This window comes from Aquibium sp. A9E412 (assembly GCF_030398335.1).
Taxonomy (GTDB): Bacteria; Pseudomonadota; Alphaproteobacteria; order Rhizobiales; family Rhizobiaceae; genus A9E412.
The window spans coordinates 32,187-44,701 of the sequence record NZ_JAOAOP010000005.1 but is presented as its reverse complement, the minus strand read 5'-3'; the positions used below and the strand labels follow the sequence as shown (position 1 = coordinate 44,701).

Genomic DNA, 12,515 nt, shown 5'->3' with positions numbered 1-12,515 from the left:
ATGAACATGCTGACAGAAGCGGCGACCGAAAAGGCCCTCGATCCGCACGCCGACAAGACCCGCGTCAAGATGCGCGGCACCGGCGTCAACGTCTTCTACGGCGAGAAGCAGGCGCTCTTCGACGTCGGGCTCGACATCCGCGAGAACCACGTGACGGCGCTGATCGGCCCGTCCGGCTGCGGCAAGTCGACGTTCCTGCGCTGCCTCAACCGGATGAACGACACCATCGACATCTGCCGCGTCGAGGGCGACATCACGCTCGACGGCCAGGACATCTACGACCCGCGGATCGACGTCGTCGAGCTCCGGGCGCGCGTCGGCATGGTGTTCCAGAAGCCGAACCCGTTTCCCAAGTCGATCTACGAGAACGTCGCCTACGGCCCGCGCATCCACGGCCTGGCGCGCTCCAAGAGCGAGCTCGACGGCATCGTCGAGGACAGCCTGAAGCGGGCCGGCCTGTTCGAGGAGGTGAAGGACCGCATGGCCGAGCCCGGCACCGGGCTTTCCGGCGGCCAGCAGCAGCGCCTGTGCATCGCCCGCGCCATCGCCGTGTCGCCCGAGGTGATCCTGATGGACGAGCCGTGCTCGGCCCTCGACCCGATCGCCACGGCCAAGGTCGAGGAGCTGATCGACGAGCTGCGCGAGAACTACACGATCGTCATCGTCACCCACTCCATGCAGCAGGCCGCGCGCGTCTCGCAGCGCACCGCCATGTTCCATCTCGGCTACCTCGTCGAGGAGGGGCCGACCGACAAGATGTTCACCAATCCCGAGAACAAGCGGACGCAGGACTACATCACCGGCCGCTTCGGCTGAGCCGGCGCCGCGATCCGCTGAAAGGACGACATTCATGGGCGAGCACACCGTCACCTCCTTCGACGAGGAGCTGGAGCACATCGACCGGCTGATCCGCGACATGGGCGACCTGTCCGGCGCGATGACGCAGGCGGCCACCGGCGCCCTGCTCGATTCCGACGTGCCGCTCGCCCAGCGCGTGATTTCCGACGACGCGGTGATGGACGCCAAGCAGCGCGAGCTCGACGAGTGCGCCATCACGCTGATCGCCAAGCGCCAGCCGATGGCGCAGGACCTGCGCTCGGTGGTCGGCGCCATCCGCATGGGCTCCGATCTCGAGCGCATCGGCGACCTGGCCAAGAACATCGCCAAGCGCGTCGGCGCGGTCGGCCAGAGCGCGCCGCCGCGCGACCTCGCCCATTCGATCAACACCATGGCGGAGATGGTGCTGCGCCAGGTCAAGGCGGTGGTCGACCACTATGTGGCGCGCAACGCGGAGGCGCTGGTGCGGCTGCGCGACGACGACGAGCAGATCGACGTCGAGTACACCTCGGTGTTCCGCGAGCTGCTGACCTACATGATGGAGGACCCGCGCAACATCACCGCCTGCACGCATCTCCTGTTCTGCGCCAAGAACCTGGAGCGCATCGGCGACCACGTCACCAACATCGCCGAGAACGCCTACTACGTGATGACCGGCGACCAGCTCCCCGTGCAGCGGCCGCGGCTCGACGAGACGCAGATCTCCGCCTCGGCGGACTGAGCGGCGCGCGGCGGCCAAGACGGCGATACCGAAGGACCGGCGGGAAATGATTGCTCCCAAGATCATGGTGGTGGAGGACGAGGAGCCGCTATGCGTGCTCCTGCGCTACAACCTCGAGGCCGAGGGCTACGAGGTCGAGGTGGTGACGCGCGGCGACGAAGCCGAGCTGCGGCTGCAGGAGCATGTGCCGGACCTGCTGGTGCTCGACTGGATGGTGCCGGCCGTCTCCGGCATCGAGCTGTGCCGCCGGCTGCGCATGCGGCCGGAGACCGAGCGCCTGCCGATCATCATGCTGACGGCGCGCGGCGAGGAGAGCGACCGCGTGCGCGGCCTGTCGACGGGCGCCGACGACTACCTCGTCAAGCCGTTCTCCACGCCGGAGTTCATCGCCCGCGTGCGCGCCCTGCTGCGCCGCGCCAAGCCGGAGGTGCTGTCGACGGTGCTGCGCGTCGGCGACATCATGCTCGACCGCGAATCGCATCGCGTCTACCGGCGCAAGAGCGAGATCCGCCTCGGTCCGACGGAGTTTCGCCTGCTCGAGTTCATGATGCAGCACCCCGGCCGCGTCTTCTCGCGCAGCCAGCTTCTCGACAATGTGTGGGGCGAGACGATCTACATCGACGAGCGCACCGTCGACGTCCATGTCGGACGGCTGCGCAAGGCGGTCAACCAGGGCCGCCTGCCGGACGTGATCCGCACCATCCGCGGCGCCGGCTACGCCATCCGCGAGGCGTGAGACCGAGCCGCCGGGCGGTTCAGCCGTCGCCGCGCGCGACGATCTCGTGGAACTCGTAGCGCTGGCCGGGCGTCTCGGCGGCGACCACCAGGCCGAGGCGCCGCCGGTCGAAGATCGCCAGCCATTCGTCCCACTCGACGAGCTGCGGGCCGGCCACCGTGTCGGCCCGGTCGTGGCCGACGTCCTGGTCCTGATAGGCCTGCTGGCCGAAGACGAGAAGCAGCGTCGGCGCGTCCCCGGCATGCGCGGGATGCGGCTCGCGCACGGCCGGCGCGCCGCCGCGCGCGGCTGCCCAGGTGCGGATCTCCTCGTGGTCGGTCAGCATGCGGGTCTCTGTCATCGGCGCTGTCTCCTCTGTCGCGGCGGCCGGCCGGGGTCGCCGGCGGCTTGCGCCGTCGCAGGTCGCAACGACCCGCCGCCGCGCCCGGTTCCGTCCGCGACGCCGGCGGAACGACGAGGCCCTCGTGCCGTTGATCCCGACACGAGACGGAGGCCACCGCGATGAGCGACGACGGCAACGACAAGGCGGGTCGGGAACCCGAACCGCGCACCTTTTCCGGCCGCGACACCAGCCAGGGACACATCGTGCTGCGCCGCCCGTGGCAGCGCCGCGTCTTCATCCTCGGGCTGGCCGGCCTGGTGGTGCTCGGCGCGCTGCTCGCCTGGTTCGCCTGAAAGCCGCCTTAGCCGCGGCGCGACTTGGCGCGGGGGCGCGGCTTGGCCGCCGGGCGCTCCGCCGCCGCCTCGCGCTCGGCGGCTTCCCGCTCGAGGCGCGCCTTCCTGAGGCGTTCCGACTTCGCCTCGCGCGCCGCCGTCTCGGCATCGACGATCGAGCGGGCGATGCTGTCGGTGGTCGCCTGCTTCTGTTCGGCCCGCGAGGGGGTGCGGAACAGGGTGTCCTTGGTCAGCGCCATATCGGCTCCTTTCTCGGCTGCGTGAGCCGCAAACGCAGCAGGCCGGCTATCGGGCCGGCCCCCGCCAGCGCCGCGATCCGGCGCCCTTGATCCGCGGCCGCCGACCGGAAACCGTCGGGCGCGCGGACCTGTTGGCCGCATCCGGGCCGCAGCAGCGGTCTTCCGATCGTGCATGGGGCATGGTGCAGCCGGATGGCCTCGCCTGCGCCGGGCCGCGGACCCGACGCGCGCCCTCGACCGCGATCGGAAGGAAGATCAGGAACGGCGCCGCCTCGCGGCGCGAAAGACGGATCGTCGCGCAGGCTCGTCCTCAGAAACACTTAGCCTTTCCGCCGCCCGAAACAAGCCCCGGCGAGCGGATTCGCCGCCGCTTCGGGTGGCACGGCGGGCCGCGGCGGGCGGCCGGCCCGCCGCCGCGTCGTCCAGGTGGGCGTGGCGCCTACCAGAGCTCGTAGCGCAGGCCGACGCGCACCTCGTGCTGGCTGAAGCCGGGATCGCGGCCCTGCGTGCCGCTCGCCCCGGCCGCGGCGGTCGCCGCGTCGAAGCCGAACATCGCGCCGTCGGCCACGCGCCGGTACTTGTAGCCGAGATCGACCTTCAGGTTGTCGGTAACGTCGTAGGCCAGGCCGGCCATCAGCGCGTAGGTGAAGCGCCAGCTCGCCTCGCCCGGGTGGCTGGCATCGGCGACATAGGCGGCGGGACAGCCGGCGCCGGCGCAGTAGATGCCGCTGTTGAGCGTATCCCAGTCGACGTAGCTGACGCCGGCGCCGGCGCCGACATAGGGCGTGATGCCGACATAGGTGCCGAGGTCGACATAAGCGTTGAGCATCGCCGCATAGGCGGTCATGTCGGCGCCGTCCTCCGACCGGCAGGTGGTGCCGGCATAGGCCGGATCGGGCAGGCAGGGCGCCGGGCTCGTCGTGGTGCCGGTGAAGCTGGTGCCGAAGCGCTCGGCCGTCACGTCGGCGCGCAGCCAGTCGGTGAAGGCGTAGCCGAAACCGACGGCGAAGCTGAAATCGTCGGCCAGCCGGGCCGTGTCGAAGCGGTCGGCGCCATAGGTGCCGGCGACCGGATCGTAGGTGCGGTAGGTGAAGTCGCCATGCGCCTTCGTCTTGAGCGAATAGCCGATGTCGCCGCGCAGATACCAGCCGGAGCCGATTTCGACGGGCACGTATTCCGGCGCCTGCTCGTAGACGGGCGGGTCGTAGTCGACCAGCGGCGGGTCGTAGTCGGCCGCCATGGCCGGCGCCGCAAGCGCCAGGCCTGCGGCGGAAGCGAGAAGAAGAGCGGTGTGGCGCATCGCGAGACTCCATGAGGACGGCAGCGCCGGAAGGCCGGCCGGATGCCGCGTTCGGAGCCAGTGTTAACCATGAGGGTTAAGTCGCGGTTAAGGCTAATGCCCGGTAAAGCGGCTTTGCAGCGTTTCCAGGCGAAGCGGACGCCGGTTCGCCGTCCGCAAACGCGAAAACAGCAACTTGGAGCCGCTCTGCGATTCCGTGAAGCGCGGATCGGGCTCCGGCGACCCGGACAAAAGCAAACCGCCCGGCCAGGGGCCGGGCGGCGCGAAGCGTTGCTGCTGCCGGCTACTTGTAGACCGGCGGCTCGTAGGGCGGCGGCTCGTAGGCGACCACCTCGGGCTCCTGGCAGCCGGCATTGCCGCCGCCGAACTGGTAGCGCACACCGGCGCGCGCCTCGTGTACGTTGAGCCCGCGATCGCGGCCGGGGCCGACGCCGTTGGCGTATTCGAACATGCGGCCGGCCGCGATGCGGGTGAAGCGGTAGCCCACGTCGAGCGCCAGGCGGTCGGTCAGGCAGTAGGAGGCGCCGGCCATCAGCGCCCAGGCGAAGCGCCAGTTGTGCGAGCCCTTGTGCTTGGTGACGACGCCGCCGATGTCGTTCTCCAGGTCGTCCCACTTCATGCGCACGCCGCCGATGCCCGCGCCGACATACGGCGTGATGCCGTAGTAGGTGCCGAGGTCGGCATAGGCGTTGGCCAGAAGCACGAGCGCGCTGTAGGAGGCCTTGTCGATCGAGGCGCACGGCACGCCGCCGCAGGTGCCCGACGTGGTGCCGGTGAAGTCGGCGTTGAACCAGTAGTCGGCGGTCAGGTCGGTGCGCAGGTAGCGGTTGATCTGGTAGCCGACGCCGGCACCGAGCGACAGCGCGCCCTTCAGCTCGCCGCTGTCGAAGGTCTTGACGCCGGGATCGACGACGCCGCAGCAGCCATAGGTGATGTAGTCGGCGTTGCGCCACTGGCTCCAGTGGTAGTTGATGTCGCCGCGCAGGTACCAGCCCCCGTAGGAGACCTCCTTGTAGACGATCTCCGGCGGCGGCACCTCGACCACGGGCGGCTCGTAGAGATCGGCGGCCTGGGCCGCCGAAGCCGTGGCGAAGACGGCAGCGATCAGCAGCGGCTTCACGGTCTTCAGCATCATTCCCATCCCTTGCTCGGCCCCGCATCGACCACGGACGCCGCATTCGGTTGAACTCGATGAGGAAAATTGGACGGGAAAGGTTAAGCCGGACTTAACCCTAACGCTTAACCATGCCGAAAAGCGGATTTTCTTGCCAGCAGTGCAAGAGATTGCTGTAGATCGGCCGCCATGCGGCCGCATGGCGATGAACAAGCGGGCCGTGCTGCGGTCCGCTGCGGCGAATCAGGCCGCCGTCTTGGCGCCGGCGATCGCGCCGACGATGTCCTTGACCACGGCGCGCACCAGCGCGATGTCGTCGGCCTCGGCCATCACGCGGATCAGCGGCTCGGTGCCCGACGGGCGGATCACCAGCCGGCCATGGTCGCCGAGGCGGGCGCGGCCTTCCTCGATTGCTTCCTTGACCGGCGCGCTCTCGAGCGGCTGGTCGCCGCTCACCCGCACGTTCTCCAGCACCTGCGGCACCGGCTCGAACTTGCGGCACACCGCGCTCGCCGGCTTGTTCTGGCGCTTGATGCAGGCCAGCACCTGCAGCGCCGAGACGAGGCCGTCGCCGGTGGTCGAGAAGTCCGACAGCACCATGTGGCCCGACTGCTCGCCGCCGACATTCATGCCGTGCGCGCGCATGTGCTCGACCACGTAGCGGTCGCCCACCTTGGTGCGGTGCAGCGCCAGGCCGAGATCGCCGAGGAAGCGCTCCAGCCCGAGATTGGACATCACGGTGGCGACCACGCCGCCGCCGGCCAGCCGGCCGCTCTCGTGCCAGGACTGGGCGATCAGCGCCATGATCTGGTCGCCGTCGATGACGTTGCCGTTCTCGTCGACCATCACCACGCGGTCGGCGTCGCCGTCGAGCGCGATGCCGATGTCGGCGCGCACCTCGTGCACCTTCTTGGCCAGGCTGGCCGGGTGCGTGGAGCCGCAGTCGAGATTGATGTTGAGGCCGTTCGGCTCGTTGTGGATCGTCACCACCTCGGCGCCGAGCTCCCACAGGGCGGCCGGCGCCACCTTGTAGGCCGCGCCGTTGGCGCAGTCGACGACGATGCGCAGGCCTGCCAGCGACATGGAGCGCGGCAGCGTGCGCTTGGCGAACTCGATGTAGCGGTCGTGCACGCCGTCGACGCGCTTGGCCCGGCCGAGCGAGTCGGCGTCGGCCAGCGCGATCTCGACCTCCTTGTCGAGCATCGCCTCGATGCGCCCCTCGATCTTGTCGGACAGCTTGTAGCCGTCGGGGCCGAACAGCTTGATGCCGTTGTCCTCGAACGGGTTGTGCGAGGCCGAGATCATCACGCCGATGTCGGCGCGCAGCGAGCGCACCAGCATGGCGACGGCGGGCGTCGGGATCGGGCCGAGCAGGAAGACGTCCATGCCGGCCGCGCAGAAGCCGGAGACCAGCGCGTTCTCGATCATGTAGCCCGACAGGCGGGTGTCCTTGCCGAGCACGACGCGGTGGCGATGGCTGCCGTTCTGGAAGGCGCGGCCGGCAGCCATGCCGACCTTCATCGCCACCTCGGCCGTCATCGGAAATCTGTTGGCCCGTCCCCGGATGCCGTCCGTCCCGAAATAGCGTCGCGTCATGCGTCCCCGCCCCGATTCCTGTCGCTGCCCGCGCGAAGCCCTCATTGCCACAGAATCCGGGCCGTTTTGCATCACTTTCTATGAGAAAGTGAAACGTTGCGGTACGGGCGCGACACTGGGTCTGCCGATCCGCCGCAGACCCTAGCGAAACTCCGGTAAGGACGGGTTAACGGCCGCCTCAGCGCATGTCGGCGATCCAGGCGCGCAGCAGTTCGACCGCCTCCGGATCGGGCAAGCTGCGGCCGAGCTCCGGCATCATCACGCCGGGCTCCACGCTTTCCACGCGGTAGAGCAGGATGGACTCGTCGGGCCGGCCGGGCGCGATGTCGAAGGGCCGGCCGCCCGAGCCGCGGCCGGCGGCGACCGGCCGCTTGCCGATGCCGAGCGCCACCGGATCGTCCTCCTGCCAGGTGAGGAACAGGCCGGAATTGCTGGCCGGCCCGGCGCGCCGGTGGCAGTGCGCGCAGTTGACGTCGAGCCAGGCGCGGGCGCGGGCGTCGAGCGGCGCCCCGGCGTCGCGCCAGTCGGGCACCGCCGGTGCGTCCTGCGGCGCCGGCCCGCCCTCGAGCAGGCCCGCCGCGCGCCAGTGCGCGAGCTGGTCGGCCGTCGTCCCGTCGGGATAGGCGAAGACGGCGTTGAGGTTGCGCGCCTTGGGGCCGAGCGGCACGATCGCGCCGTCGAGCGCGTGGCAGCCCTTGCACTGGTTCTTGTTGGGCACCGCGTGCTCGAAGGCGACCGGCCGGCCGGCCGCGTCGCGCGTCTCGACCGGCACGCGCGCGCCGGCGATCGTCAGCTCGGCGTCGGTCTGCGCCGCGTTCCACAGATAGGCCCAGGCCTGCCAGCCGTCGTCGTGGCGCAGCAGAAGCCGCGTCTCGACGAGGCGCGGCCGCGCCTGCGGCGCGTCGGGCCGCACGAAGGCGAAGGTCTTGACCAGCACGCTGCCGACGGGGAAGTCGAACGCCTCCTCGCCGTCATAGCGCGCCGCCTTGCCCTCCGGCACGTGCACGAAGCGGAACTTCACCGCATGGTCGGTGAACAGCGGCGTGGTCGGCGCGAACGGCACGACGCCCGCCGCCGGCACCTGCGCGGCCGGGTCCGCGAACAGGCCGAAGGCCGACAACAGCCGCGGCGGCCGCTCGGCGAGAACCGCCTCGGCCGACACCGCCCGTGCCGGCGCCGCGCCGGCGGCAAGCACGAGAGCGACCGCGAGGGCGAGGGCGAGGCCGCCCGCCGCGGCCCGGCCGAGCGGGGCGATTGCGCGGCCCGCGCCCGTCACGTCAGGCGCCGCCGTCCTGCGGCAGCTCGACCGGCGCCGGCTCCGGCAGGCTGCCGGCATAGCCGGCGATGTCGGTGTCGGGCGACACGCTCCACGGCAAGAGCATCTGCGAGATCATCTTGAGGCTGGCGAAGGTGGTGCCCTCCGCCTCCTCGACATAGATGCGGTCCGGCGCCGCCACCCAGGAGAAGTACTCCGGAATGCGCGTCACCCCGTCCCACACGATGTCGGGCACCGGCGTGCCGGTGATGTCGGAGATCAGCGTGCCGACCTCGCCGTCCGGCGCCTCGCCGCCCGGCCCGTACTCGTTGTCGTGCACGTAGACGCCGCGCGGCACGAACATGTAGCTGTCGTCGTCGTAGTCCTCCGGATAGGCGGCGATCAGCACATGCGCCGTGCCGTTGCCCGACAGCCGGTTGCCGAAGACGTGCACGTTGCGGTTGGCCATCACCATGATGCCCATGCCCTTCGGCACGATGGCGACGATGTTGCCCTCCGGCGCGAAGTTCGGCGTGTCGTTGTCGACCACCTCGTTGTCGAAGACGCGGATGTCGTGGCCGCCCTGCTGCGGCAGGTTGGGCAGGTCGAAGATCAGGATGCCGCCGGTGTTGCGCGTCGCGACATTGCCGTAGACGTCGGCGCGGAAGGAGTTCTCGATCTCGATGCCCGCGACGTTGAACTCGGCGCGGCTGTTGCGCACCACGATGTCCTGGCTCTGGCCGACATAGATGCCGGCGTCGGAGGCGCCGCGCACCGTCACGCCATCGATCAGCACGTTCGTCGACGACACCGGATAGACGCCGTAGGCGCCGTTCGCCGCGTCCGGCCCGTTGGTCCACTCGACCCGCAGGTTGCGGAAGGTGATCTGGTCGGAGCCCTTCGCCTTGACGCCGTCGCCGCGCGTGTCCTCGACGGCGAAGTCCTCCAGCACCACACGGTCGGAGGTGACCAGCAGCCCCTCGCCGGCTCCGGTCTGGCCCTTGAAGGAGAGCACCGTCGCATCCGGCCCGGCGCCGCGCACCGTCACGTCGTCGACGTCGAGCGACAGCCCGTCGACGAGCTCGAAGCGGCCGGCGCCGATCGCCACCGTGTCGCCCGGCTCAGCCAGGATCAGCGCCTCGATGAGCCGCTGGTTGGCGCCCTCGCCCGGCTCTACCGTCAGCTCGGCCGCCAGCAGCGGGGTGGCGGAAACCCCGAGCGTCAACGCTGCGGCCAGCGCCGCGGCGATCCCTGTCCTCATCACGTCCTCCCTCGGCCCGCGGCCGTTTGTCTCAGGCCACGATGCGCCGGTGCTGGACGGGAGTCAAGAAACATGAAAGAGTTTCATTTATCATGCGAAGTCCGAACGGCAGCGACAGGACGGTGGAGCCGCGCCAGGCGCGGGCGCGGGCCACGCGCGCGGCGCTGCTGGCCGCCGTCGAGCGGGTCTGCGTGCGGGAGGGGGCCGACGCCGTCACCACCACGCGCATCGCCGCCGAGACCGGCGCCTCGGTCGGCACCATCTACCGCTATTTCGCCGACCGCGAGGCGCTGCTGCTGGCCGCCTATGACGGCACGGTGACGCGCATCGTGCGCCGCTGCGGGCAGGCGCTCGACACGCTCGATGCCGGCCTCGACGTGCACCGGGCGGCGCGCCGCGTGCTGGCGCTCTATCTCGAGGCGGCCGAGGCCGAGCCGGCCCACGCGCCGCTGCTGGCGGCCATGCGGGCGCTGCGCCCGATCGCCCAGGACCAGGGCGGCAACGACGAGGTGTCGGTGGCCGGCGACCTGCTGGCGCCGTTTCTCGCGCGTTATGCCGGCGGGCCGCCGGCGCCGGAGCGGCTGCGCTTCATGGCGGTTCTGCTCGGCACGCTGGTCGACCTCTATCTCGTGGCGCCGGAGCCGGCCGACCGGGCGGCGCTACGCGGCGAGATCGAGGCGCACATGCTGCTCGCCCTCGAGCGGGCGCTCGCCGGCGACGGCTGACCGCCGTCGGCCGCATACCCTCTGCCAAACGAAAAACGCCGCAGCGGCGGCTGCGGCGTCTCGTTTTCTGGCGAAGGCGGCGGGCTCAACCCTGCGGCTGCGGCTCCATGCCGGCGTCCGGCTCCTCGCCGCCCTTCTTCTTGCCTTCCTTGCGGGCGCCGGCCTTGGGCACGGTCGAGCCGCGCGAGGGCGGCGTGTCGTCGCCCATGTCGCGCGACGGCTTCTCGCCGCGGATCAGCGCGCGGATCTCGTCGCCCGACAGCGTCTCGTATTCGAGCAGGCCCTCGGCGATCGCCGTCCACTCGTCCTTCTTGTCGGTCAGGATCTGCCGCGCGGTGGCATAGGCCTCGTCGATCAGCCGCCGCACCTCGGCGTCGATCTTGCGCTGCGTCTCCTCCGACATGTTCTGCTGGCGCGCCACGGAATGGCCGAGGAACACCTCCTCCTGGTTCTCGCCATAGGCGACCTGGCCGAGCTCGTCGGAGAAGCCCCAGCGCGTCACCATGGCGCGCGCCAGCTTGGTCGCCTGATCGATGTCGGAGGCCGCCCCGGAGGTGATGTTCTCCTTGCCGAACTTGATCTCCTCGGCGACACGGCCGCCCATCATGATGGCGAGCCGCGAGACCATCCACTTGTAGCTCATCGAGTAGCGGTCGCCCTCGGGAAGCTGCATGACCATGCCGAGCGCGCGGCCGCGCGGGATGATCGTCGCCTTGTGCAGCGGGTCGGCCGACGGCACGTGCAGCGCCACGATGGCGTGGCCCGCCTCGTGATAGGCCGTCAGCTCCTTCTCTTCCTGGGTCATGACGTGCGAGCGGCGCTCCGCCCCCATCATCACCTTGTCCTTGGCGTCCTCGAACTCCTGCATGGTGACCAGGCGCTTGTTGCGCCGGGCCGCCATCAGCGCCGCCTCGTTGACCAGGTTGGCGAGATCGGCGCCGGAGAAGCCCGGCGTGCCGCGCGCCACCACCTTGAGGTCGACGTTCGGCGCCAGCGGCACGTTGCGCACATGCACCTTGAGGATCTTCTCGCGGCCGGCGACGTCGGGATTGGGCACCACCACCTGGCGGTCGAAGCGGCCGGGGCGCAGCAGCGCCGGGTCGAGCACGTCGGGCCGGTTGGTCGCGGCGATCAGGATGATGCCCTCGTTGGCCTCGAAGCCGTCCATCTCGACGAGCAGCTGGTTGAGCGTCTGCTCGCGCTCGTCGTTGCCGCCGCCCAGCCCGGCGCCGCGGTGCCGGCCGACGGCGTCGATCTCGTCGATGAAGATGATGCAGGGCGCGTTCTTCTTGGCCTGCTCGAACATGTCGCGCACGCGGCTGGCGCCGACGCCGACGAACATCTCCACGAAGTCGGAGCCCGAGATGGTGAAGAACGGCACGTTCGCCTCGCCGGCGACCGAGCGCGCCAGAAGCGTCTTGCCGGTGCCGGGCGGGCCGACGAGCAGCACGCCGCGCGGGATCTTGCCGCCGAGCCGCTGGAACTTCTGCGGGTCGCGCAGGAACTCGACGATCTCCTCGAGATCCTCCTTCGCCTCGTCGACGCCGGCGACGTCCTGGAAGGTGACGCGGCCGTGCGTCTCGGTCAGGAGCTTGGCCTTCGACTTGCCGAAGCCCATGGCGCGTCCGGAGCCCGACTGCATCTGCCGCATGAAGAAGATCCACACGGCGAGGATCAGGATCATCGGCAGCCACGAGATCAGGTAGCCGAGGATCGAGTTGGAGCCGTCGCTTTCCGGCCGCGCGTTGATCGTCACGCCGCGCTCCTCCAGCCGCTCGACCAGCGTCGGGTCGCCCGGCGAATAGGTCTGGAAGGAGGTGGAGCTGTCGACATAGGTGCCGGTGATGCGGTCGCCGGTGATCGTCACGGACTCGATACGGCCCGACGACAGCTCGTCGAGGAACTGCGAGTAGGCGATGTCGCGCGAGGCGGTGCGCTGCTGCGGCGCCTGGAACAGGTTGAACAGCGCGATGAGAAGAACGGCGATGATCGCCCACAGCGCGAAGTTGCGATAGTTCGGATTCATATGCGTCCCGCTGGGTGCGCCGGCGCGCGG

At 70.2% G+C, this 12,515-nt stretch carries 13 protein-coding genes; 5 read left to right on the top strand and 8 right to left on the bottom strand.

Annotated elements, in window-relative coordinates; genetic code table 11:
* Genes pstB through phoB form a run of 3 tightly spaced genes read left to right on the top strand, consistent with a single transcriptional unit; the run spans position 1 to position 2,294 of the window.
* Complete coding sequence (gene pstB, locus N1F89_RS03945) at positions 1-816, top strand: phosphate ABC transporter ATP-binding protein PstB (protein ID WP_290081802.1); 816 nt, start codon at positions 1-3, stop codon at positions 814-816.
* Positions 817-850: 34 nt separating this feature from the next.
* On the top strand, positions 851-1,558 hold the full coding sequence (gene phoU / locus N1F89_RS03940; protein ID WP_290081640.1) for a phosphate signaling complex protein PhoU: 708 nt from the start codon (positions 851-853) through the stop codon (positions 1,556-1,558).
* 46 nt (positions 1,559-1,604) lie between these two features.
* Positions 1,605-2,294, top strand: coding sequence for a phosphate regulon transcriptional regulator PhoB (gene phoB / locus N1F89_RS03935; RefSeq protein WP_290081638.1), 690 nt, complete (start codon positions 1,605-1,607; stop codon positions 2,292-2,294).
* A 19-nt stretch (positions 2,295-2,313) separates the two neighbouring features.
* On the opposite strand, the gene N1F89_RS03930 is transcribed toward phoB, so the two are convergent.
* Positions 2,314-2,634, bottom strand: a complete 321-nt coding sequence (locus tag N1F89_RS03930; RefSeq protein ID WP_290081636.1) for a hypothetical protein — start codon at positions 2,632-2,634, stop codon at positions 2,314-2,316.
* Positions 2,635-2,795: 161 nt separating this feature from the next.
* Here N1F89_RS03930 and N1F89_RS03925 point away from each other — a divergent pair, with 161 nt between their 5' ends.
* Positions 2,796-2,969, top strand: a complete 174-nt coding sequence (locus N1F89_RS03925) for a peptide ABC transporter permease (RefSeq protein ID WP_290081634.1) — start codon at positions 2,796-2,798, stop codon at positions 2,967-2,969.
* An 8-nt stretch (positions 2,970-2,977) separates the two neighbouring features.
* Here N1F89_RS03925 and N1F89_RS03920 read toward each other — a convergent pair whose 3' ends face one another.
* The 6 genes from N1F89_RS03920 to N1F89_RS03895 all read right to left on the bottom strand — a co-directional run bounded on the left by N1F89_RS03920 (position 2,978) and on the right by N1F89_RS03895 (position 9,734).
* On the bottom strand, positions 2,978-3,208 hold the full coding sequence (locus N1F89_RS03920; RefSeq protein ID WP_290081632.1) for a hypothetical protein: 231 nt from the start codon (positions 3,206-3,208) through the stop codon (positions 2,978-2,980).
* A 439-nt stretch (positions 3,209-3,647) separates the two neighbouring features.
* On the bottom strand, positions 3,648-4,508 hold the full coding sequence (locus N1F89_RS03915; protein WP_290081630.1) for an outer membrane protein: 861 nt from the start codon (positions 4,506-4,508) through the stop codon (positions 3,648-3,650).
* A 283-nt stretch (positions 4,509-4,791) separates the two neighbouring features.
* Positions 4,792-5,640 carry an outer membrane protein gene (locus tag N1F89_RS03910; protein ID WP_290081628.1) on the bottom strand — a complete coding sequence of 283 codons (849 nt, stop codon included), beginning with the start codon at positions 5,638-5,640 and terminating at the stop codon, positions 4,792-4,794.
* Positions 5,641-5,865: 225 nt separating this feature from the next.
* A complete protein-coding gene (gene glmM, locus N1F89_RS03905; protein ID WP_290081626.1) occupies positions 5,866-7,218 on the bottom strand; it encodes a phosphoglucosamine mutase in 1,353 nt (450 codons plus the stop codon).
* 178 nt (positions 7,219-7,396) lie between these two features.
* Positions 7,397-8,494 (bottom strand): SO2930 family diheme c-type cytochrome, encoded by a 1,098-nt coding sequence (locus N1F89_RS03900; RefSeq protein WP_290081625.1) that lies wholly within the window; start codon positions 8,492-8,494, stop codon positions 7,397-7,399.
* A 1-nt stretch (position 8,495) separates the two neighbouring features.
* The gene (locus tag N1F89_RS03895) at positions 8,496-9,734 is read right to left on the bottom strand and encodes a parallel beta-helix domain-containing protein (protein WP_290081623.1); all 1,239 of its coding nucleotides are present in this window, start codon (positions 9,732-9,734) and stop codon (positions 8,496-8,498) included.
* A gap of 92 nt (positions 9,735-9,826) precedes the next feature.
* Between N1F89_RS03895 and N1F89_RS03890 the strand changes: the two genes are divergently transcribed.
* Positions 9,827-10,459 (top strand): TetR/AcrR family transcriptional regulator, encoded by a 633-nt coding sequence (locus N1F89_RS03890; RefSeq protein ID WP_290081621.1) that lies wholly within the window; start codon positions 9,827-9,829, stop codon positions 10,457-10,459.
* A gap of 85 nt (positions 10,460-10,544) precedes the next feature.
* Here N1F89_RS03890 and ftsH read toward each other — a convergent pair whose 3' ends face one another.
* On the bottom strand, positions 10,545-12,485 hold the full coding sequence (gene ftsH / locus N1F89_RS03885; protein WP_290081618.1) for an ATP-dependent zinc metalloprotease FtsH: 1,941 nt from the start codon (positions 12,483-12,485) through the stop codon (positions 10,545-10,547).
* Positions 12,486-12,515: the final 30 nt, after the last annotated feature.

What these genes read in the sequence shown, in the direction of transcription:
- N1F89_RS03890 (WP_290081621.1), top strand. Translation starts at nt 9,827, where the DNA reads ATGCGAAGTCCGAACGGCAGCGACAGGACGGTGGAGCCGCGCCAGGCG.
- N1F89_RS03915 (WP_290081630.1), bottom strand. Translation starts at nt 4,508, where the DNA reads ATGCGCCACACCGCTCTTCTTCTCGCTTCCGCCGCAGGCCTGGCGCTT.
- N1F89_RS03930 (WP_290081636.1), bottom strand. Translation starts at nt 2,634, where the DNA reads ATGACAGAGACCCGCATGCTGACCGACCACGAGGAGATCCGCACCTGG.
- ftsH (WP_290081618.1), bottom strand. Translation starts at nt 12,485, where the DNA reads ATGAATCCGAACTATCGCAACTTCGCGCTGTGGGCGATCATCGCCGTT.
- pstB (WP_290081802.1), top strand. Translation starts at nt 1, where the DNA reads ATGAACATGCTGACAGAAGCGGCGACCGAAAAGGCCCTCGATCCGCAC.
- glmM (WP_290081626.1), bottom strand. Translation starts at nt 7,218, where the DNA reads ATGACGCGACGCTATTTCGGGACGGACGGCATCCGGGGACGGGCCAAC.
- phoB (WP_290081638.1), top strand. Translation starts at nt 1,605, where the DNA reads ATGATTGCTCCCAAGATCATGGTGGTGGAGGACGAGGAGCCGCTATGC.
- N1F89_RS03895 (WP_290081623.1), bottom strand. Translation starts at nt 9,734, where the DNA reads ATGAGGACAGGGATCGCCGCGGCGCTGGCCGCAGCGTTGACGCTCGGG.
- N1F89_RS03910 (WP_290081628.1), bottom strand. Translation starts at nt 5,640, where the DNA reads ATGCTGAAGACCGTGAAGCCGCTGCTGATCGCTGCCGTCTTCGCCACG.
- N1F89_RS03925 (WP_290081634.1), top strand. Translation starts at nt 2,796, where the DNA reads ATGAGCGACGACGGCAACGACAAGGCGGGTCGGGAACCCGAACCGCGC.
- phoU (WP_290081640.1), top strand. Translation starts at nt 851, where the DNA reads ATGGGCGAGCACACCGTCACCTCCTTCGACGAGGAGCTGGAGCACATC.
- N1F89_RS03920 (WP_290081632.1), bottom strand. Translation starts at nt 3,208, where the DNA reads ATGGCGCTGACCAAGGACACCCTGTTCCGCACCCCCTCGCGGGCCGAA.